The sequence below is a fragment of the Pseudomonas sp. S34 genome (genome assembly GCF_009866745.1).
Lineage (GTDB): Bacteria > Pseudomonadota > Gammaproteobacteria > Pseudomonadales > Pseudomonadaceae > Aquipseudomonas > Aquipseudomonas jessenii.
This window is the reverse complement of sequence record NZ_CP019398.1, coordinates 4,773,661-4,794,258: the sequence shown is the minus strand read 5'-3', so window position 1 is coordinate 4,794,258 and position 20,598 is coordinate 4,773,661. Positions and strand designations below refer to the sequence as shown.

General features: G+C 59.5%; 21 protein-coding genes. 11 read left to right on the top strand and 10 right to left on the bottom strand.

The features are described from left to right. Positions 1 to 115 precede the first annotated feature (115 nt). Positions 116 to 790, top strand: a complete 675-nt coding sequence (locus tag PspS34_RS21335) for a DNA-3-methyladenine glycosylase I (RefSeq protein WP_057713645.1) — start codon at positions 116 to 118, stop codon at positions 788 to 790. A gap of 89 nt (positions 791 to 879) precedes the next feature. Here PspS34_RS21335 and PspS34_RS21330 read toward each other — a convergent pair whose 3' ends face one another. From PspS34_RS21330 to arsC, 3 genes are read right to left on the bottom strand one after another with little or no spacing between them, the layout of a single operon-like run. Then, positions 880 to 1,305 (bottom strand): DUF2069 domain-containing protein, encoded by a 426-nt coding sequence (locus PspS34_RS21330; RefSeq protein ID WP_102669951.1) that lies wholly within the window; start codon positions 1,303 to 1,305, stop codon positions 880 to 882. Between the two features lies 1 nt (position 1,306). After that, a complete protein-coding gene (wrbA, locus tag PspS34_RS21325) occupies positions 1,307 to 1,903 on the bottom strand; it encodes an NAD(P)H:quinone oxidoreductase (RefSeq protein ID WP_057713647.1) in 597 nt (198 codons plus the stop codon). Next, positions 1,900 to 2,253, bottom strand: coding sequence for an arsenate reductase (glutaredoxin) (gene arsC, locus PspS34_RS21320; RefSeq protein ID WP_102669950.1), 354 nt, complete (start codon positions 2,251 to 2,253; stop codon positions 1,900 to 1,902). The genes wrbA and arsC overlap by 4 nt, the downstream gene beginning before the upstream one ends. A gap of 114 nt (positions 2,254 to 2,367) precedes the next feature. Here arsC and PspS34_RS21315 point away from each other — a divergent pair, with 114 nt between their 5' ends. Continuing rightward, positions 2,368 to 2,835 carry a TlpA disulfide reductase family protein gene (locus PspS34_RS21315; protein WP_154860364.1) on the top strand — a complete coding sequence of 156 codons (468 nt, stop codon included), beginning with the start codon at positions 2,368 to 2,370 and terminating at the stop codon, positions 2,833 to 2,835. Between the two features lie 89 nt (positions 2,836 to 2,924). Here the strand turns inward: PspS34_RS21315 and PspS34_RS21310 are convergent, their stop codons facing one another. From PspS34_RS21310 to PspS34_RS21295, 4 genes are all read right to left on the bottom strand, one after another. After that, positions 2,925 to 3,329 carry an META domain-containing protein gene (locus PspS34_RS21310; RefSeq protein ID WP_057713650.1) on the bottom strand — a complete coding sequence of 135 codons (405 nt, stop codon included), beginning with the start codon at positions 3,327 to 3,329 and terminating at the stop codon, positions 2,925 to 2,927. After that, positions 3,329 to 3,763 (bottom strand): hypothetical protein, encoded by a 435-nt coding sequence (locus PspS34_RS21305; RefSeq protein WP_056728017.1) that lies wholly within the window; start codon positions 3,761 to 3,763, stop codon positions 3,329 to 3,331. Before PspS34_RS21305 ends, PspS34_RS21310 begins: the two co-directional genes overlap by 1 nt. Before the next feature lie 77 nt (positions 3,764 to 3,840). Continuing rightward, positions 3,841 to 4,833 (bottom strand): 2-hydroxyacid dehydrogenase, encoded by a 993-nt coding sequence (locus PspS34_RS21300; RefSeq protein WP_154860363.1) that lies wholly within the window; start codon positions 4,831 to 4,833, stop codon positions 3,841 to 3,843. 95 nt (positions 4,834 to 4,928) lie between these two features. Further along, positions 4,929 to 7,682: a response regulator gene (locus PspS34_RS21295; protein ID WP_154860362.1), complete on the bottom strand. Its 2,754-nt coding sequence runs from the start codon at positions 7,680 to 7,682 to the stop codon at positions 4,929 to 4,931. Positions 7,683 to 7,897: 215 nt separating this feature from the next. Between PspS34_RS21295 and PspS34_RS21290 the strand changes: the two genes are divergently transcribed. From PspS34_RS21290 to PspS34_RS21280, 3 genes are all read left to right on the top strand, one after another. Then, positions 7,898 to 8,617, top strand: coding sequence for a response regulator transcription factor (locus PspS34_RS21290; RefSeq protein WP_090457285.1), 720 nt, complete (start codon positions 7,898 to 7,900; stop codon positions 8,615 to 8,617). After that, a complete protein-coding gene (locus tag PspS34_RS21285) occupies positions 8,607 to 9,965 on the top strand; it encodes a sensor histidine kinase (RefSeq protein WP_154860361.1) in 1,359 nt (452 codons plus the stop codon). The genes PspS34_RS21290 and PspS34_RS21285 overlap by 11 nt, the downstream gene beginning before the upstream one ends. Positions 9,966 to 10,097: 132 nt before the next feature. After that, on the top strand, positions 10,098 to 10,598 hold the full coding sequence (locus PspS34_RS21280; protein ID WP_154860360.1) for a hypothetical protein: 501 nt from the start codon (positions 10,098 to 10,100) through the stop codon (positions 10,596 to 10,598). Positions 10,599 to 10,648: 50 nt separating this feature from the next. Here PspS34_RS21280 and PspS34_RS21275 read toward each other — a convergent pair whose 3' ends face one another. Beyond that, positions 10,649 to 11,029 carry a hypothetical protein gene (locus tag PspS34_RS21275; protein ID WP_154860359.1) on the bottom strand — a complete coding sequence of 127 codons (381 nt, stop codon included), beginning with the start codon at positions 11,027 to 11,029 and terminating at the stop codon, positions 10,649 to 10,651. Between the two features lie 417 nt (positions 11,030 to 11,446). On the opposite strand from PspS34_RS21275, the gene cysM reads away from it, so the two are divergent. From cysM to PspS34_RS21245, 6 genes are all read left to right on the top strand, one after another. Next, on the top strand, positions 11,447 to 12,349 hold the full coding sequence (gene cysM / locus PspS34_RS21270) for a cysteine synthase CysM (RefSeq protein ID WP_150812158.1): 903 nt from the start codon (positions 11,447 to 11,449) through the stop codon (positions 12,347 to 12,349). Then, positions 12,349 to 13,701 carry a 23S rRNA (uracil(1939)-C(5))-methyltransferase RlmD gene (rlmD, locus tag PspS34_RS21265; RefSeq protein WP_150812159.1) on the top strand — a complete coding sequence of 451 codons (1,353 nt, stop codon included), beginning with the start codon at positions 12,349 to 12,351 and terminating at the stop codon, positions 13,699 to 13,701. Before cysM ends, rlmD begins: the two co-directional genes overlap by 1 nt. 122 nt (positions 13,702 to 13,823) lie before the next feature. After that, positions 13,824 to 16,067, top strand: coding sequence for a GTP diphosphokinase (gene relA / locus PspS34_RS21260; protein WP_090457279.1), 2,244 nt, complete (start codon positions 13,824 to 13,826; stop codon positions 16,065 to 16,067). Positions 16,068 to 16,200: 133 nt separating this feature from the next. Then, on the top strand, positions 16,201 to 17,034 hold the full coding sequence (gene mazG, locus PspS34_RS21255) for a nucleoside triphosphate pyrophosphohydrolase (RefSeq protein ID WP_154860541.1): 834 nt from the start codon (positions 16,201 to 16,203) through the stop codon (positions 17,032 to 17,034). Between the two features lie 28 nt (positions 17,035 to 17,062). Continuing rightward, the gene (locus PspS34_RS21250; protein ID WP_008051468.1) at positions 17,063 to 17,605 is read left to right on the top strand and encodes a DUF2058 domain-containing protein; all 543 of its coding nucleotides are present in this window, start codon (positions 17,063 to 17,065) and stop codon (positions 17,603 to 17,605) included. A 158-nt stretch (positions 17,606 to 17,763) separates the two neighbouring features. Continuing rightward, complete coding sequence (locus PspS34_RS21245; protein WP_154860358.1) at positions 17,764 to 18,711, top strand: hypothetical protein; 948 nt, start codon at positions 17,764 to 17,766, stop codon at positions 18,709 to 18,711. A 68-nt stretch (positions 18,712 to 18,779) separates the two neighbouring features. On the opposite strand, the gene PspS34_RS21240 is transcribed toward PspS34_RS21245, so the two are convergent. Both PspS34_RS21240 and fabB read right to left on the bottom strand, forming a co-directional pair. Then, the gene (locus tag PspS34_RS21240) at positions 18,780 to 18,968 is read right to left on the bottom strand and encodes a hypothetical protein (protein WP_154860357.1); all 189 of its coding nucleotides are present in this window, start codon (positions 18,966 to 18,968) and stop codon (positions 18,780 to 18,782) included. A 400-nt stretch (positions 18,969 to 19,368) separates the two neighbouring features. Further along, positions 19,369 to 20,589, bottom strand: coding sequence for a beta-ketoacyl-ACP synthase I (gene fabB / locus PspS34_RS21235; protein WP_007974551.1), 1,221 nt, complete (start codon positions 20,587 to 20,589; stop codon positions 19,369 to 19,371). Positions 20,590 to 20,598: the final 9 nt, after the last annotated feature.

Here is a 20,598-nt window from a genome sequence, read left to right as displayed (position 1 = left end):
GTGGGAGCGGGCTTGCTCGCGAAAGCGGTGTGTCTTCAGCATTGATGTTGGCTGACACTACGTCTTCGCGAGCAAGCCCGCTCCCACAGGTTTTTCGTTTACCTCAGGAGAGGGCATGCGCGACTACAAGTGGCTGAATGAGTACTGCTTGAACCGCTTCGGTTCGGCGGCTGAACTGGAAGCCCATCTGCCCGTTCCCAAGACTCCCGCGCAACTGCGCAAGATCAGCGACGATCGCTACCTCTCGATGATGGCGCTACGGGTGTTCCGCGCCGGGCTCAAGCACAGCCTGGTGGATGCCAAGTGGCCGGCCTTCGAAGAGGTGTTCTTCAGGTTCGACCCGGAAAAAGTCGTGCTGATGAGCGCCGAGCACCTTGAGCGCCTGATGCAGGACACGCGGATCATCCGTCACCTGGGCAAGCTCAAGAGCGTGCCGCGCAATGCGCAGTTCATACTGGACGTGGCCCATGAAAAGGGCAGCTTCGGCGCGCTCATCGCCGACTGGCCGGTGACCGATATCGTCGGGCTCTGGACCTTCCTGAAAAAACGTGGACATCAGTTGGGCGGGCTGTCAGCCCCGCGCTTCTTGCGGATGATCGGCAAGGACACCTTTGTACCGAGCTATGACGTGGTGGCGGCGCTGAATGCGCAGGACATCATCGACAAGGTGCCGAGCAGTCTGCGCGACCTGGCGTTGGTGCAGGACGTGTTCAACCAGTGGCATGAGGAAAGCGGCGGGCGGCCGATGAGCCAGATTTCGATGATGCTGGCTTATACCGTCAACCATTAAGACCGCGTCGCCCCATTCGCGAGCAAGCCCGCTCCCACATTTGATCGCATTTCAAATGTGGGAGCGGGCTTGCTCGCGAAGGCGTCAGGTCAGGCGATAGAAATCTCGCCCTCGCCAGCCAGCTTGCGATTCAACTGATACCGCCAGCGCACATACAACAGCGCCGAGCAAAACACCGCCAGACTCGCGCCCATCTCCAGCAAGCCGAAGACTTGCCGGTTCGGGTCATAGGCAGCCAATGCGCCCTTGATGAAGTACAGGTTCACCACAAAGCACATCCACGAATGCCCGCGAGGGCTGCCGACGATCATCCCCGGTGCCAGAATCAGCAGTGGCACCAGTTCGATCAACAGGATCACCCAGGGGCGTGCCCCATGCAGATCGGCAATCGCCAGGTAGTAAACACACAGCAGTCCCACCAGGCCGAAAAAGCACAGCAGGCTGATGGCGCGCATCGCCTTGACGCGTGGTTCGAGCCATTCGAGGGCGGGCAGGATCTTCGGCTTCTTGGCCACCTCAGCTCTCCAGTTTCTGTGCGGTCTTGGCCAGGCGCAGACCCAGCGCGCGGCACAACGCCACTTCATGGGCGTCCAGACCGCTTTTGCCGTCGGCGCCGGCGTGGTGGCTGGCGCCGTATGGCGTACCGCCGCCCTGGGTTTCCAGCAGTGCCGACTCGCTGTAGGGCAGGCCGGTGATCAGCATGCCGTGGTGCAGCAACGGCAGCATCATCGACAGCAGCGTGGTCTCCTGGCCGCCGTGCAGGCTCGCGGTGGAGGTGAACACACCCGCCGGTTTTCCCACCAGGGCGCCGGTCAGCCACAGGTTGCTGGTGCCGTCGAGGAAATACTTCAGTGGTGCCGCCATGTTGCCGAAGCGGGTCGGACTGCCGAGTGCCAGGCCGGCACAGTTCTTCAGGTCGTCGAGGCTGGCATACAGCGCGCCTTCGTCGGGAATCTCCGGCGAAACGGCTTCGCACTCGCTGGAAATCGCCGGCACCGTGCGCAGGCGGGCCTCAAGCCCGGCCTGTTCGACACCACGGGCGATCTGCCGGGCCATTTCGTTGGTCGAGCCGCTGCGGCTGTAGTACAGAACCAGAATGTACGGTGCACTCATGGCAACAGTTCCAGGATCTGCTCCGGTGGGCGGCCGATGATGGCCTTGTTGCCGACTTCGAGAATCGGTCGTTCCATCAGTTTCGGGTGGGCGGCGATGGCAGAGATCAATTGCGCTTCGCTCAGGCTGCTGTCGGCCAGGTCAAGGGTCTTGTACTCGTCCTCGCCGGTGCGCAGCAGTTGCCGGGCGCTGATCCCGAGTTTGCCCAGCAGGCTCTGGATCTGCGCGGCGTCCAGCGGGGTTTCCAGGTAGCGGACCACGGTCGGGGTCAGGCCACGGGCTTCAAGCAGTTCGAGCGCACCGCGGGATTTCGAGCAGCGCGGATTGTGATAAAGCGTCAGATCGGTCATGAGCGGGTCGCATCTTGCGTAAGGTGGCGGCTATTCTAACTGTGCAGCGCGCAATCCAGAACCGTAAGAGGCGATGGGTCGCAGGTGCATTCAATTTTTGACAAGGAACACGACATGACAAGGCGACTGGCAGCAGCATTGGCGATCATCGGGGCGTTGATGCTGGGGGGCTGCGGTAATGACTATGGCATCGACCAGGACGGCCACAAGATCGCCGCCGACCGACTGGACGGCAAATGGCTGGTCCTCAACTACTGGGCAGAATGGTGCGGGCCTTGCCGTACCGAGATACCGGAGTTGAATGCTTTGGCTGAGCAGCTCAAGGACAAGAAAATCGGTGTGTTCGGGGTCAACTTCGACAATGTCCAGGGGCAAGAGCTGAAGGACGCGAGCGAGAAGCTTGGGATCAGGTTCACCGTGCTGGCCCAGGACCCTTCCGAACTGTTCGAGCTGCCGCGCAGCGAAGCATTGCCGGTGACCTACATCGTCGATAACAAGGGCAAGGTGCGTGAGCAGTTGATGGGTGAACAGACGGCGGCGGGGGTGATGGCGAAGCTTGAGGCGTTGCAGGCGAAGAATTGATCAGATGATCGTATTCATTGTGGTCAGGGGCTTTTTGTGGGGAGGGGGCTTGCACCCTCCCCACAGGTTTCACCGTGCTGAAAGGGCGATCAACCCTCCTCGAGCCACCAACGCAACGGCTTGCCTTCGGCTGGCCAGAAGCGTATCTGCTCGATCGGGGAGACGTCCCAGCGCTGGACGTTTTCCAGGGCCTGAAGGAAGCGTTTTTCCTGTTCCATCAGTGCCGGCGCGCACAATTTGCGGGTGCTGCCGATTTTGCCGAAGGTCAGTTTGTCGCCATCGAGGGTGTACGGCGCGAACCAGTGGTTGCAGCCGCCATTGCCGTAGGCCCGGCCATCTTCGTCGAGGGTGACGGTCAGGTGGCTGTAGTCCATCAACGGCCGCTCGCCGATCCACTCCAGAATGTAGCTGCGGTTCTGTTGCAGTTGCACCGGCTCGGCGGCACAGCCCAGCAGGCCGGCACCGACCATGGCGGTCAGAGCGAGGCCTTTCATCACGCAGGCTCCTGGCATTTCGGGCACAGGTGTTTCTCGCCAACGCTGGTCCAGCCCAGCTCGGCGATCCGCGCGGTGGCGGCAGGCTTTTCGGCCTTGTTGCCCAGCTTGGCATCGACGGCAAACTCGAAGCTCAGCTCTTTGGCACAGCTGTCACAGTTCACTTGCCAGGTGTGGATGGCCAGTTCGCCGAACACCGGGCCACTGGCTACCGCGACCCATTGGCCGGGCGGGTTGATCAGGTGGCGAACCGTTTCGACGGTCAGGCGCATGGACAAGTCCTTGGCACCCTTGAGGGTCACAACCAGCACGTCATTGTTGCGAATCGAACCACCGTTGCCGGTGACTTGATAGCGCCCCGGCACCAGGGCGCGGCATTCAGTGAGGGTGTGTTGCGGGTTCATCAGGCTGTAGCGGAAATCGTGTTCGACCATGGGTCCTCCAAATATGCGCGATATGCTAGCACGGGCTTGTACGCCGCATCGCGCAGGTAGATGACCTTCGATCCGTTTCAGTCTCCCGTCACCAGGTTTTCCGGGGTGCCCGCCGTCCAGGCTGCAATGTTGTGTAATGTTGTGGCGGCAATCGCGTCCAGCGCTTCGCGGGTCAGGAAGGCCTGGTGTGCGGTGACGATCACGTTGGGGAAGGTCAGCAGCCGTGCCAGCACATCGTCTTGCAGCGGCAGGTCGGAGCGGTCCTCGAAGAACAACTGCGCTTCCTCCTCATACACATCCAGCCCCAGGTAACCCAGGCGACCGTCTTTCAGGGCATCGATCAGTGCCGGGGTGTCCACCAGACCGCCACGCCCGGTATTGATCAACATCGCGCCCGGTTGCATGTGCGCCAGGGACTCGCGGTTGATCAAGTGCCTGCTCTGTTCGTTGAGCGGGCAGTGCAGGCTGATGATCTGCGATTCGGCCAGCAATTGCGGCAGGCTCAGGTAGCGAGCGCCGAGGGCTTCGACCTGCGGGTCGGGGTAGGGGTCATAGGCCAGCAACCGGCAGCCAAATCCACTCATGATTTTGGCGAAGGTGGCACCAATCTGACCGGTGCCGACCACGCCGACGGTCTTGCCCACCAGATCGAAACCGGTCAGCCCTTGTAGTCTGAAATCCCCTTCGCGAGTGCGGTTGTAGGCGCGGGGCAAGCGGCGGTTGAGTGCGAGGATCAGCGCTACTGCATGTTCGGCAACGGCGTGGGGCGAATAGGCCGGGACACGCACGATGGCCAGTCCCAGGCGTTTTGCTGTCGGCAAGTCGACATGGTTGTAACCGGCCGAGCGCAGGGCGATCAGGCGTGTGCCTCCAGCGGCCAGGCGCTCGAGTACCGCAGCGCCAAGGTCATCATTGATGAACGCGCAGACCGCTTCATACCCTTGGGCGAGCGCTACCGTGTCGAGGCTCAGGCGCGCAGTCTGAAATTGCAGCTCGATGCCGGCTGGTTGCCCGGCCGCGAGAAAGCTGTCGCGGTCGTAGTTCTGGCTGCTGAAAAGAATCGTACGCATGCAGTGCTCCTTGAAGGTGGCCTGCGCCGTTGAGCAAGCCGGCATTCGACAGTCCTCAGGTTAACTCGCCGGCAGCCCTTCGCGATTGCGCTGCATCAAGCATTGATGCGCGCCTGGGCTGCCAGGCGATTGATTGCCCGGTCGAGCTCATCCAGTGCCAGGCTGGCTTTCGGGTCCTGCTGCTTGAGCAGGGTTTCGCTGCGTTGGCAGGCCGCACGCAATTGCGGTACGCCGCAGTAACGCGTCGCGCCATGCAGGCGATGGACCCGTTCGACCAGAGCGTTGTGTTCATTGCTTTGCCGAGCCAGTCGGATGGCTTCGCGGTCAGCCTCCAGTGACGCCAGCAGCATCGCCAGCATGTCCGCGGCCAGATCGGCCTTGCCGGCAGCCAGGCGCAATCCTTCCTCGTGGTCGAGCACCAACAGGTCATGGGTGCCAGCATGCCCATCGCCGGAGCGCTCCGGGCTGTGATTGCGCAGCGCCAGGCCGCTCCACTTCAGCACCACTTGCGCCAATTGCCGTTCGCTGATCGGTTTGGTCAGGTAGTCGTCCATGCCGCTTTGCAGCAGCGCGCGTTTTTCGTTGGCCATGGCGTGGGCAGTGAGAGCCACGATCGGCAGGGGCGTGCAATGGCGTTCGCTTTCCCACTGGCGGATCGCCTCGGTGCTCTGGCGACCGTCCATGCCGGGCATCTGCACGTCCATCAACACCAGATCGAATGTCTCGTTCTGCACCGCCTTGACGGCGGCATAACCGCTTTCCACCGCAAGTACCTTGGCGCCCATGTCTTCGAGCAGGGTTTGCACCAGCATCAGGTTGGCCGGATTGTCGTCGACGCAAAGCACCTTCGGGGCACGGCTGGATACCGGTTCGCCCGGCTCGCTGCGCATAGACCGCGGGTTGACCAGGTCAGACAGGGAGCGTCGCAGCTTGCGGGTGCAGGCCGGTTTAGCCTGGAGCTGGCTGTGGGGGTTGGGCACGGAAAGATGGAACAGCGTCAGTTCCGTGGTCGGGCACAGCACCAGGACTTTGCAGCCAAGATGCTCGAGGTCCCAGATGTGCTGGTTGAGGCGTTCCGGCGGCATGTCGTTACTGGTGATGCCGAGCACGGCGAGGTCGATCGCCTGGTCGGTCTGGTGGGCGGCGGTGACGCCATTGGTCAGGCTTTCCAGGGTATTGAACGGTGTGGTGGTGAGGCCGCAGTCTTCCAGTTGATGCTGCAACGCCTGCCGTGCCAGTTCGTGGTTTTCCAGTACCGCCACCCGTCGCCCGAGCAAGGGTGCCGAGGGCAGGTCTTCGGCATCGTCGCGGGTTTTTGGCAGGCTCAGGCTGATCCAGAATTCAGACCCTTCCCCCGGCGTGCTGTCGACGCCGATCTCACCGCCCATCTGTTCGATCAGGCGCTTGGAAATCACCAGGCCCAGGCCAGTACCGCCGGGTTGCCGCGACAGCGAGTTGTCGGCCTGGCTGAAGGCCTGGAACAGGGCGCGTACGTCCTGGTTCGACAGACCGATGCCGGTGTCCTGAATGCTGATGCGCAACTGCACGGTGTCTTCGTGTTCTTCTTCGAGCATGGCGCGGGCGACGATGGTGCCTTCGCGGGTGAACTTGATCGCGTTGCTCACCAGGTTCGTCAGGATCTGCTTGAGCCGCAGTGGGTCGCCCACCAGCGATAGCGGCGTGTCCCGGTACACCAGGCTCACCAGTTCCAGCTGCTTGGCGTGGGCAGCCGGGGCGAGGATGGTCAGGGTGTCCTGTAGCAGGTCGCGCAGGTTGAACGGAATATGGTCGAGCACCAGCTTGCCGGCCTCGATTTTCGAAAAGTCGAGAATCTCGTTGATGATGCCCAGCAGGCTGTCGGCGGATTTTTCGATGGTGTCCAGGTAGTCGAGCTGGCGCGGGGTGAGCTCGCTTTTTTGCAGCAGGTGGGTGAAGCCGAGAATGCCGTTGAGCGGCGTGCGGATTTCATGGCTCATGTTGGCCAGGAATTCGGACTTGATCCGGCTTGCTTCCAGGGCTTCCTTGCGCGCCAGGTCCAGTTCGATGTTCTGGATCTCGATGGTTTCCAGATTCTGGCGCACGTCTTCGGTGGCCTGGTCGATGCTGTGCTGCAATTCTTCCTGCGCATTTTGCAGGGTGCCGGCCATGCGGTTGATGCCGGAGGCCAACTCGTCCAGTTCCTGACTGCCGAGCGGCGGCAGGCGGGTTTCCAGATGACCGTCCTTGAGTTGAGCCACGGCTTGCTTGATCTGGCTCAATGGCCGATTGATCGTGCGACCCATGCGCAAGGCCAGCAGTGCCGCACCTATGAGCCCCGCCGCGATCAACATCAGGCTGGCGAACAGGCTGCGGTAACCGCGCAACAGCATGCTGTTATGGGACAGTTCAAGCTCGACCCAGCCCAGCAGGCGGTCGGCTTCTTCGGGAATCACGTCCCCAGCCAGGTTGCGGTGTTTGCCGAATACCGGCAGCAGATAGCGGGTTGCATCGTTGCCACTGCGGCGCAGCATCTGCGTGCCACTGCCGGAGGGTGTCTGGTTGAGCATGGTCGGGCCGGCGTGGGCCAGCAGCGTGCGGTCAGGAGCCAGGAAGGTCACGGCCCGCACATCGGTTTGTTCCAGGGCCTGGGTGGCGATGCGTTCGAGCAGTTCGTTGTCCTGATGGCCCATGGCAGGCGCCGTCAGTGGAGCCAACTGCTCGGCGATCATTTCGCCGCGCTGCATGAGTTGGGCTTGCAGGTCAGCCTGTTGCATCCAGGTAAAATATCCCCCCAGCACCAACGCCATCAGGCTGGTTGGCAACAGGGTCAGCAACAGCACGCGGCCTTTGATTCCCAGTTTCTTGAGCACGCATCTCTCCTGCATCCCGCTATTCATAGGCCTGCACATGCATCCGCCATGCACCACTTGCGCAGTGTAGCGATTTGCTCGCGGGCAATCTTCGTAAAAATGGTGCCGTCATTCGTCGGTCCGGACGACTCATTGGCAATACGGACAAACGGTGGGTTGCTCCTGGCGAGGCAATCTTGAATAATCTTTCAACTGAGAATTATTTGCAGATAGTCATGACTCCCATCACTGCCGGCCTTCCCCGAATCCTGTCCATCGAAGACGACCTTGTGCTCGGAGCCTACGTGCATGAGCATCTGGACCGCAGCGGCTTCCAGGTGACCTGGTGCCAGAACGGTCAGGAAGGCCTGGACATTGCCCGCCGGCAACCATTCGACGTGGTGTTGATGGATATTCTGCTGCCGGGCATGGACGGCCTGGCGGTACTGACCCAATTGCGCCAGAGCCATTCCACCCCGGTGTTGCTGATGTCGGCCCTCGGTGCCGAGGCCGATCGCATCAGCGGCTTTCGCCTGGGGGCTGATGATTACCTGCCAAAACCCTTCAGCATGGTGGAGTTGCGGGTGCGCATCGAAGCCATTCTGCGGCGGGTGGCACTCGACCGCCGACCGGCACCCGCAGTGCCGGCCCCGTCGATGGACAGCCTGCGTTTCGACGATGAAAGCTTCGAGGTCTTTTATGGCGAACAGGCCGGTGGCCTGACCCGCAGCGAGTATCGGTTGCTGGAGACGCTGCACCGAAGCGCCGACGAAGTACTGAGCAAAGCCTTCCTTTATCAGCAGGTGCTGCAGCGCGGTTATGCGGCCCATGACCGCAGCCTGGACATGCACATCAGCCAGATCCGCCGCAAGCTCAAGGCCATTGGATATACCGAGCGCGAAGTGCGTACGGTTTGGGGCAAGGGCTACATCCTGAGCGCCGCCGATGACATGTAACTTGCCGGGCAGGCATTCGCTGTTCTGGAAACTGGCCTGTCTATTGGTCGCTTTCTGTCTGCTGATGATCTGGCTGAGTTGGTCCTGGGGCCGTTACATGGAGCAGCGTAACCAGTTCCTCTCCGATGAGGCTCGCGGCACCCTGTCCGGTTATGCCGCCGAAGCCGAGCAGGCATGGCAGCAGCGTCAGAGCGCCGGTATCGATGACTGGCTGCAAGGCATGCATCAGCGGGAAAAAGGCTGGGTCGGTGTCATCGGCGGTGATTTGCAGTCCTTGAGCAACCAATCGCTGACGGACAAGGAAGTCGAGCGCCTGACTTTTTTGCGCGGCCTCGATTGGCCCATCCACAAGAAAGGCCGGCCGTGGATGCGCATACCCTTTCCCGGTGACCCCTCCGTCGGCAGCCTGGTGATCGAGTTGCCCAAGCGCTTCGTACCCGGGCGTTACCGGGTGTTCTGGCGGGTGATCACCAACGGCGTGATTCCGGGGTTGTTCACCTTGCTGTTGTGCGTCGGGCTGTATCGTTTGTTGGTGGTGCCGCTTAACAGCCTGCGTGAACAGGCCAATGCCTGGCGTGCCGACCAACTGAATGTGCGCCTGTCGAGCCGCACCACCAACCGTTCCGATGAATTGGGCGAGTTGGGCAGGGCGTTCGATCACATGTCCGAGCGCCTGCAAAGCACTGTGGCCTTGCAGCAGCAACTGCTGCGCGACTTGTCCCACGAATTGCGCACGCCCTTGAGCCGCCTGCGGGTGGCCAGTGAAAGCGAGCAGGGGCTGGAGCCATTGCGCGAACGCATCGGCCGTGAAGTCGATGGCATGCAGCGCCTGGTGGAAGACACGCTGCAACTGGCGTGGCTCGATACCGAGCGCACCCGATTGCCTGACGAAGCGATCCAGATCCAGGCCTTGTGGGAAATGCTCACGGAGAACGCCTGCTATGAAAGTGGTTGGCCCGATACGCAGTTGCAATGCACCGTAGATTCATCCTGTTGGGTTCGCGGTCATCTCAACACCCTGGCCCAGGCATTGGAAAACATTCTGCGCAATGCGATTCGGCATTCACCTGATGGCGGGGTTGTCCTGCTCGGCGGCCGACGTGATGGAGATTTTTGGCATCTATGGCTGGAGGATCAGGGTGGCGGCGTGGCGGAAGCTGATCTGGAGCGGATCTTCCTGCCGTTCACCCGACTCGACGGTTCGCGGCCGGGGGATGGTGGATTTGGGTTGGGCTTGAGCATCGCCCGAAACGCGGTGCAGCGTCAGGGCGGGCAGCTTTGGGCGCAGAACACCGGGAGCGGTTTGCGGATGAATATGCGGTTGTTGGTTCATACGTCGCCGGTTTAACGGGCGATATTCAGATTTTTGTTTTGAGATAATTCGCAACATCTTCATAGGGCGTTCGGTGAGTAAATTTCTCAAGGTTCAAAGTTGGGTGACGATATCTAACTTGAGAATAAAAAGCCAAGGAGATATTTTATGAATATTTACTATCCAGCCTTGTCGATGAAGTCAGATGTCTACGTCGTCAAAAACCCTCTTGAGATAACCAATAGTTACACAAAGACAAATGCCGATGATGCTGTTGATGCGCTGAGATTAAATGGCGAGCTTTCACTTGATGAGTTGAAAGATTCACTGAGGGGGTATGACTTCACGTCAGTCAGTACTTACGAACTCGCCAAGGTTGGCTCTTTGCTTCGTGAGAGCGGTCTGATAGATAATTATGTGTCGATCATTTTTACTTCAGGCAGTATGGCGACGGATGAAAATGGTCATCAAGCTGGAGCGGATGTTAAGTTTAATGCGATAGCCATGCTCAATCAGATGCTTGAGGAAAGGCTGGCGCATGGTACAAGCGAGGCCGCGGGCTTTCATGAATTTACCAAAGGCTTGATTCGAGCAAATCATGTTCTGGGTGCGCTCTCTTATTTTTCAAGTTCGGTTCAAAGTGACCTGTCCGTCAGCATTCAAGCTTAAGATCAACGGTGCCCGGGAGTAGATCCGATGGGCACCGGCAATCTTATTGCCTATCGTCCATAACGCGTAGTGCCGGAATAACCTTTGGCCACGTTATGATCGTTTACATGGCGAACTCGATATGTACCTAGTGCTCCAAGGGCTGAAGCGGTACTGCGATTACCACCATCAATATGTTTCCAGATTGAACCATCCAGTTTTTCAATCACTAGATGTGGAGGCGAACCAACGCCCGAGGCGGTAATAGTGGAGGAAATGTTTGCCTGTCGGCATCCATTTGCACCCGTGATGGTGAATGGTCCTTGCACCACTACGTACGAATTGGCAGGCACTATTCCGCTATAGGTGTTTTGAATGTAAATGCATGCAGCAGAAGCTTGGCCGGTCGCAAACATCAGAGCGGCGAAGGGTAGGGCAAGTAAAGTCTTCATTTGTTTTCTTCCTTGATATAAATCCAGCTTGGAAAAACTTTAAGGCGTCGGCATCGCAAACGAGTTGCTGCGTTGCCCGGCACCCTATGCTCAGGCAGACATCTTGTTTTACTGAGCATTGAAAAAGATTATCTGCTGCTTCGGGGGCGCACTAGTTCATGCCTGTCGTTATGAGGTGCAGGAAACTTCCGATGAATTCATTCTATTTTCCTACAGTAAATTGCGTTTTTTGACAGCGATTTCTTACCTTGCCCCGCGTTTTTCAAGGCGGGTCGGAAAGCTGCGACCAGATCCTCCCATTCATCGCCAAATTCGCCCTTATTCCCATAAACCATAAGCACCGCACTTTGCGTGATATGGCCTGGGAACGTTTGCCGGTATGATAGGCCCCCCCGCAGTCTGGATTGCGAATACGCCATGACCTTGCAGTACCCAACCATCGCCGATTGCGTCGGCAACACTCCGCTGGTCCGTTTGCAGCGCCTGCCCGGCGCCACCAGCAATACCCTTTTGCTCAAGCTCGAAGGGAACAACCCGGCGGGTTCGGTCAAGGACCGTCCGGCGCTGTCGATGATCACCCGCGCCGAGCTGCGCGGGCAGATCCACGCCGGCGATACGCTGATCGAGGCAACCTCGGGCAACACCGGGATCGCCCTGGCCATGGCCGCTGCGATCAAGGGTTACAGGATGATCCTGATCATGCCCGACAACTCCAGCGCCGAGCGCAAGGCAGCCATGACAGCTTATGGCGCCGAGCTGATTCTGGTCAGCCAGGAGCAGGGTATGGAAGGCGCCCGTGACCTCGCGCAGAAGATGGAAGCCGAAGGCCAGGGCAAGGTACTGGATCAGTTCGCCAACGGTGACAACCCCGAGGCGCACTACACCACCACCGGCCCGGAAATCTGGCGCCAGACCCAGGGCACCATCACCCATTTCGTCAGCTCCATGGGCACCACCGGTACCATCATGGGGGTGTCGCGCTACTTGAAAGAGCAGAACGACAACGTGCAGATCATCGGCCTGCAACCGATGGAAGGCTCGGCGATCCCGGGGATCCGCCGCTGGCCTCAGGAATACCTGCCGAAGATCTACCAGGCTGACCGCGTGGACCGGATCGTCGACATGGCGCAAAGCGAAGCCGAAGACGTGACCCGTCGTCTGGCCCGCGAAGAAGGCATTTTCTGTGGCGTGTCCTCGGGCGGTGCCGTGGCGGCAATGCTGCGCCTGTCCAAAGAAGTTGAAAACGCGGTGATCGTCGCGATCATCTGCGACCGTGGCGACCGTTACTTGTCGACCGGCATTTTCGACGCGCCCAACTGATGGCCAAACATGAAAGAGGCCTGCGCTTCCAGCCCACCGGCGGCAGCAAGGCCCCGCAAGTCCCGACCGGCAAAAAGCAGCGCCTGACCATCGAGCGCCTGGCCAATGACGGTCGCGGTATCGCGTTTTTCGAAGGTCGCACCTGGTTCGTCATCGGCGCATTGGCCGGTGAAGAGATCGAGGCGCGCGTCCTCGGTGCCCACGGCAAAGTGGTCGAGGCGCGCACCGAACGGGTGTTCAAGGCCAGCGAACTACGCCGCCCTGCACCGTGCGCTCATGCCGGCCGCTGTGGCGGTTGCAGCGTGCAGCATCTGCCCCACAACGAACAGCTTGCCCTGAAACAGCGCATGCTCGCCGAGCAGTTGTCGAGAGTCGCGGGCGTCGAACCCGATGAGTGGGCCGCGCCATTGAGCGGTGCGGAGTTCGCTTACCGCCGGCGCGCCCGCGTCGCGGTGCGCTGGGATATGAAGGCAAAAAAACTCGAAGTCGGTTTCCGTGCCGCTGGCAGCCAGGACATCGTGGGCATCGATGACTGCCCGGTGCTGGTACAGCCCTTGCAACCGATCATGGCCCGCTTGCCGGAGATGCTGCGGCGCTTGAGCAAACCCCAGGCACTCGGGCATGTGGAGTTGTTCAGCGGCTCGACGCTGGCGGTTTTACTGCGGCACATGGCGCCGTTGTCCGATGCCGACCTGACGATCCTCAAGGAATTCTGCGCGTTCCATGAAGCCCAGTTGTGGCTGCATGGCGATGGCGAACCACAACCGGTCGAGGCCGATCAGTCGTTGGGCTATCGTCTTGAACAGTGGGACCTGGAGCTGGCGTATCGTCCCGGGGATTTCATCCAGGTCAACGCCGCCGTCAACGAAGCGATGGTCGCCCAGGCACTGGACTGGCTGAAGCCGACAGCGGATGAGCGCGTACTCGATCTGTTCTGTGGCCTGGGCAACTTTGCCTTGCCGCTGGCCAAGGCCGCTCGTGAAGTGGTGGCGGTCGAAGGCGTGCAGGTGATGGTCGATCGGGCCGCGGCGAATGCGGCCAGCAATAATCTGCATAACGCGAAGTTTTTTCAGGCCGATTTATCCCAGCCTTTGACGGGCGCCGAATGGGCCGCCGAAGGCTTTTGTGCGGTACTCTTGGACCCACCGCGTGACGGTGCTTTCGAGGTTGTGCGCAAGCTCAGGAGCCTGGGCGCCGAACGTTTGGTGTATGTGTCGTGCAACCCTGCAACTCTGGCGCGCGACACGGTCGAATTGATCAAGCAGGGCTACCGGTTAAAACGTGCCGGGATTCTCGATATGTTTCCTCAAACGGCACATGTCGAGGCCATGGCGTTATTTGAAGCGAGCTAGGATGCTCGTCTGGTCCGACTGGCCCGCCCGTGCAGCCGCGCACCCAGCCCGACGTGGGCGCACCGGCAACGAAGGTTAGCGATTTGACGCATTGAATCTGCGTCGTAGGGAAGGTAAGCAAGATGGTACAGGTGAGAGCACACCAGCCGATCAACACCGACGGCAGTATCAATCTCGAGGCTTGGCTCGATCACGCGGTAAGTGTCGATCTGGCACTGGATCGCGAAGCCTTGAAAGAGGCCTGCGAGTACGCTCGCGAGGCCGAACAACAAGCCAATGCGGCACAGAATCTGTGGTCGGAAGGTAACTCGACTTTCCGTACAGGGCTTGAGATCGCCGAGATCCTCGCCGATCTCAAACTCGACCAGGACTCTTTGGTCGCCGCGATCCTGTATCGAGGCGTGCGCGAAGGCCAGATCAAGTTGCCGGCCGTCAGCCAGCGCTTCGGTCCGGTGGTGTCCAAGCTCATCGATGGCGTGCAGCGCATGGCCGCGATCAGCGACAGCCTGAGTCCGCGAAAATCCCTGGTGCTGGGCACCCAGGGCCAGGTGGAAAACCTGCGCAAGATGCTGGTGGCCATGGTTGACGACGTTCGCGTCGCCCTGATCAAGCTGGCCGAACGCACGTGCGCGATCCGTGCGGTGAAAACCGCCGACGACGAAAAGCGCAACCGTGTGGCCCGTGAAGTCTTCGACATCTACGCGCCGCTGGCCCATCGCCTGGGTATCGGTCATATCAAGTGGGAACTGGAAGACTTGTCCTTCCGTTACCTTGAACCGGACCAGTACAAGCAGATCGCCAAGCTGCTCCATGAGCGGCGCCTGGATCGCGAGCGTTTCATCAGCGACGTGATGAGCCAGCTGAAAAACGAACTGCAGGCCACCGGCGTCGATGCCGACATCAGCGGCCGCGCCAAACACATCTATTCGATCTGGCGCAAAATGCAGCGCAAGGGTCTGGAGTTCAGCCAGATCTACGACGTGCGTGCCGTTCGCGTGCTGGTGCCGGAAATGCGCGACTGCTACACCGCGCTCGGCATCGTCCACACTCTGTGGCGGCATATCCCGAAAGAGTTCGACGACTACATCGCCAACCCGAAGGAAAACGGCTACCGCTCGCTGCACACGGCGGTGATCGGGCCCGAGGGCAAGGTACTGGAAGTGCAGATCCGCACCCACGCCATGCACGAAGAGGCCGAGCTGGGGGTATGCGCCCACTGGAAGTACAAAGGCACCGACGTCAAATCCGGTTCCAATCACTACGAAGAGAAAATCTCCTGGCTACGCCAGGTGCTCGAATGGCACGAAGAACTGGGCGACATCGGTGGCCTGGCGGAACAGCTGCGGGTCGATATCGAACCTGACCGGGTCTACATCTTCACCCCGGACGGTCACGCCATCGACTTGCCGAAGGGCGCGACCCCGCTGGACTTCGCCTACCGCGTACACACCGAAATCGGTCACAACTGCCGTGGCGCCAAGATCAACGGGCGCATCGTACCGCTCAACTACAGCCTGCAAACCGGTGAACAGGTCGAGATCATCACCAGCAAGCACGGCACCCCGAGCCGTGACTGGCTGAACCCGAACCTGGGTTATGTCACTACGTCGCGGGCACGGGCGAAGATCGTTCACTGGTTCAAGTTGCAGGCTCGCGACCAGAACGTCGCGGCCGGTAAAACCTTGCTCGAGCGCGAACTCAATCGCCTCGGCCTGCCGGCGGTGGATTTCGACAAGCTGGCCGACAAGGCCAACATGAAAACCGCCGAAGACCTGTTCGCCGCCCTCGGCGCCGGGGATTTGCGCCTGGCGCAACTGGTCAACCTGGCGCAGCAACTGGTCGAGCCGGAGCGTGGCAACGAACAGCTTGAACTCATACCTCGCAAGGCCACCGGCTACAAACCGGGCAAGCGCGGCGACATCCAGATCCAGGGCGTCGGCAATCTGATGACCCAGATGGCCGGCTGCTGCCAGCCATTGCCGGGTGATGCCATCGTCGGTTACATCACCCAGGGCCGCGGCGTGAGCATTCACCGCCAGGACTGCGCCTCGGTGCTGCAACTGAGTGGGCGGGAGCCGGAGCGAATCATCCAGGTCAGTTGGGGGCCGGTGCCGGTGCTCACCTATCCGGTGGACATCATCATCCGCGCCTACGACCGTTCCGGATTGCTGCGGGACGTCTCGCAGGTTTTGCTCAATGAGCGGATCAACGTGCTGGCGGTCAACACCCGCTCGAACAAGGAGGACAACACCGCGCTGATGTCCCTGACCATCGAGATTCCGGGGCTGGATGCATTGGGGCGGTTGCTGGGGCGGATTTCCCAGTTGCCGAACATCATCGAAACCCGGCGTAACCGTACACCGTGAAGATCGACGTCAACTCAATGTGGGAGCGGGCTTGCTCGCGAAGAGGGGGTGTCAGTCGACATCAATGTTGCCTGGTCTACCGCTTTCGCGAGCAAGCCCGCTCCCACAATGGTTTTGTGGTGAAACATAAATGATGTACAGCCTTGAAGACCTGCTTCACCTGATGAACCGCCTGCGCGACCCGCAGTACGGTTGCCCGTGGGACATCAAGCAAACTTACGCCAGCATCGTCCCCCACACTCTGGAAGAAGCCTACGAAGTCGCCGACGCCATTGAGCGCGGTGACTTCGATCACTTGCAGGGGGAGCTCGGCGACTTGTTGTTCCAGGTGGTGTATTACAGCCAGTTGGCCCGGGAAGAAGGGCGCTTCGAGTTTGAAGGTGTGGTCGACAGCATCACCCGCAAGCTGATCCGTCGTCACCCCCATGTGTTCCCTACGGGCGACCTCTACGCACCGCTGGATGTCCCGCGCCTCAGCGAAGAGCAGGTCAAGCAGCGCTGGGAAGAGATCAAGGCCGAGGAGCGCGCAGAGAAGTCCTGCGCGCCCGAACAGCTGTCATTGCTCGATGACGTCCCCGCTGCATTGCCGGCGTTGTCGCGTTCGGCGAAACTGCAAAAGCGCGCGGGGCAGGTCGGGTTCGACTGGCCGGACGCCTTGCCGGTGCTCGACAAAGTGCGTGAAGAGCTCGATGAAGTCCTCGAAGCCATGTCGGAAAATGATCCCGAGGCCGTGGCCGAAGAGATCGGTGACCTGCTGTTCTCCGTGGTGAATCTGGCGCGGCATCTCAAGGTTGATCCGGAAACCGCACTGCGGGGTGCCAACGGCAAGTTTGAAAGACGCTTTCGTTTTATCGAACAGGCATTGCGCGACACCCGCCGTCCCATGGAAGATTGCACCCTCGAAGAGTTGGACGCCTTGTGGGGCGAAGCCAAACGTCAGGAAAAGAATTTGCCCAGCTGCGGTTGAGCAGTGGCCTAAGTGAGTAATAAGCACCATGAGCATTTCCCTTCGCGACCAGTTGCTCAAAGCAGGGCTGGTCAACCAGAAGCAGGCCAAGCAGGTCAGCAAAGACAAGCAGAAACAGCAACGCCTGGCCCACAAAGGCCAGATCGAGCTTGATGACTCCCAGCAGCGCGCGGCACAGGAAGCCATGGCCGAGAAGGTCAAGCGCGACCAGGAACTCAACCGCCAGCAGCAGGAAAAGGCTGAGGCCAAGGCCCGTGCCGCGCAGGTCAAGCAATTGATCGAAGTCTCTCGCCTGCCGAAATTGACGACCGAGGATTACTACAACTTCGTCGACGACAAAAAGGTCAAGCGCATCTGCGTCAACACCCTGATGCGCAACAAGCTCAGCAGCGGTTCGCTGGCCATCGTGCATCACGCTGGCGGCTACGAAGTGATTCCGCGCGAGGCGGCATTGAAGATTCAGGAGCGCGACCCGCAACGCATCGTGCAGCTGAATGTGCAGACCGAAGAAGTCAGCGTCGAGGACGATCCGTATGCGGCCTACAAGATCCCTGATGATCTGATGTGGTAATCGCTCCTCTTCCATTACATGTTTGTTAGTACATTGCTGGATTAATGAATTGAACCCGAAAGATCGCGTCGATACGATCTCTCGGGTTTTCTTTTGCCCGAAGTATTCTCAGGGGAGAGAACTAATGGAATGAAATTAAATGAATAAGGATATTGTCAATGCTGGTAAGTATCGCCTCGTTACGCCAACCCACTTTTAAATCGCAGCTTTCACAGCCGCGACAACCCGATCAATCCATTCACGATTATCTGGACGACGAGTTTGTCGCACGAGCGGAGCTTGTGCGCCGAAAGATCAAGATCGCTGCGAAAGCTGCTCGCGACGATCACGGCAGGCCCGCGTGCGTTTTCGTAACCCTGCCTGAGTTTTTCTGGAACATTCCCTGGCACGAAGTCCGTAATGAACAGGAGCTTCACGAACTGAACTCTGCTTATCTGACGAAGGTGACCGAGTGTGTGACGCTGTTGATAAGTGATCTGCCAGTGGAGCGCTACGGCAAGATCGTTTTGTTGGCGGGAAGTTGTGCGACGCTGATCAAGGTGGGAGAGGGGGAGTCGAGCTATTACGATGTCATTAATTATGTGCTCACAATTTCCAATAAGGAATATGAGGTCGACATGCCGCTGATGTCGATGTGGCCGAAGCGTTATGTGTCAGGAATCGATTTTGGAAAACATGTAGGCTCGGAAGACGGGTACTGGTTTTTCAAGTTGTTCGATGAGGTTGTAGTACGGGTAAAGAAGGTCAGTAGTGTACAGGCCGAGCACAGTTACTTTGGTGGCTACGAAGGAATATTTATTAATAGTCTTGTAGCGGGTTGCCCATTCGGCATCAACTTGTGCCTCGATTATGCGGTGTTGAAAGACGGTGAACGGGACAAGGAGATTGAACTGGCGGGGGCCAAAATCGATTTCCTGATCGCCTGTGGCATGGACTTCGATTACGGCAAGCGTCATCTATCTTCGCTTCAGTTTGCCGTCCGCAATGACGGCATGGGCGATGGTGAGTGCGAGGTGGTGAAGCTTGAGGCGGGCTGGATCGTCGGTGTTGTTCCTTCGGTGGTGATCGACGACTCCCTTCATTTAGTGGCCATTCAGATTGCCTGAGCCGCGTGCTCCGGTTGCAGCCTGCCCGTGTTGGGAAGGGGCAGGCTGCACGGTGGTGGAGTCTGTATTCAACCGGTTGCGAGCTCGCGGTTGCGCTCGAGTATTTCCAGTTCGGCCCTGTAGTTTTGCGCGTCGATCTCGGAGTGGAACATCCCGACCAGCAGGTCTTGTTGATGCACGTCCCAGATCCGGATACCGGCGGCTACACCCTCGTGGGATTTATGTGAATCGTCGCGTTCAGTTACTTTTACAGTCATCTGCTAGCTCCAATCTCTGTTATCTGCAGCAAGGCGTGTGCAGGACTCTGTTATATGTTTTGTTAGCTTGCTAAGTAAATAACTGAGTTTGGTAACGGTTTTTTGCAAAAATGGAAACAGTCCTGCAGCCCGCGGAATCCGCGACATTCAGTCGCAGGGCGTTAAGTTTCATGACAAACGTTTCATGTTGAAGGCACCACAAATCCAGTGTCGAGCACTGAAACTGTGGGAGCGAGCTTGCTCGCGATGGCGGTGGGTCAGACAGCAATGATGTCGATTGACACTCCCTCTTCGCGAGCCAGCCCGCTCCCACAATGGTTGTGGTGTCGAATTCCTTGATGCAAAAAAAAACGCCCCGAACCAGTCGGGGCGTTTTCATGTGCGACTCAGCAGCGGGAAATTACTTACCTTCCCAGCGCTTCAGTACCAAAGTGGCGTTGGTGCCACCGAAGCCGAAGCTGTTGCTCATCACGGTGTTGATGGTGGCGTTTTCGCGGGTCTTGGTCAGCACCGGCAGGTCGGCCACTTCAGGGTCCAGCTCGTCGATGTTGGCGGAGCCGGCAATGAAGTTGCCTTCCATCATCAGCATGCAGTAGATCGCTTCGTGAACGCCGGCAGCGCCCAGGGAGTGACCCGACAGGCTCTTGGTGGAGCTGATGGCCGGAGCCTTGTCGCCGAACACTTCACGCACGCCTTTCATTTCCGCGACGTCGCCGACCGGGGTCGAAGTGCCGTGGGTGTTCAGGTAGTCGATCGGGGTGTCGACGGTGGACAGCGCCTGCTGCATGCAGCGGATCGCGCCTTCGCCGCTCGGGGCAACCATGTCGTAGCCGTCGGAGGTCGCGCCGTAGCCAACGATTTCCGCGTAGATCTTCGCGCCGCGGGCCAGAGCGTGTTCCAGCTCTTCAACCACGACCATACCGCCACCGCCGGCGATGACGAAACCGTCACGGTCAGCGTCGTAGGCACGGGAAGCTTTTTCCGGGGTGTCGTTGCGCTTGCTGGACAGGGCGCCCATGGCGTCGAACAGGAACGACTGGCTCCAGTGCTCTTCTTCACCGCCGCCGGCGAAGACGATGTCCTGCTTGCCCATCTGGATCTGTTCCATGGCGGTACCGATGCAGTGAGCACTGGTGGCGCAGGCAGAAGCGATGGAGTAGTTCAGGCCCTTGATCTTGAACGGAGTGGCCAGGCAAGCGGAAACGGTGCTGCTCATGGTCCGCGTTACGCGGTATGGGCCGACGCGCTTGACGCCTTTCTCGCGCAGGATGTCCAGCGCTTCCATCTGGTTCAGGGTCGATGCGCCACCGGAACCGGCGATCAGGCCGGTACGCGGGTTGGAAACCTGCTCTTCGGTCAGGCCGGAGTCAGTGATGGCGTCTTTCATGGCCAGGTAGGCATAAGCTGCCGCGTGGCCGACGAAGCGATAGATCTTGCGATCGATCAGTTCTTCAAGGTTGAGGTCAATGGAGCCGGAAACCTGGCTACGCAGACCCATTTCGGCATATTCCGGGTTGAACCGGATGCCAGGGCGGCTTGCACGCAGGTTAGCGGAGACGGTCTCTTTGTCATTGCCCAGGCAAGAAACGATGCCCAGACCAGTGATAACGACGCGGCGCATGCGGATAAC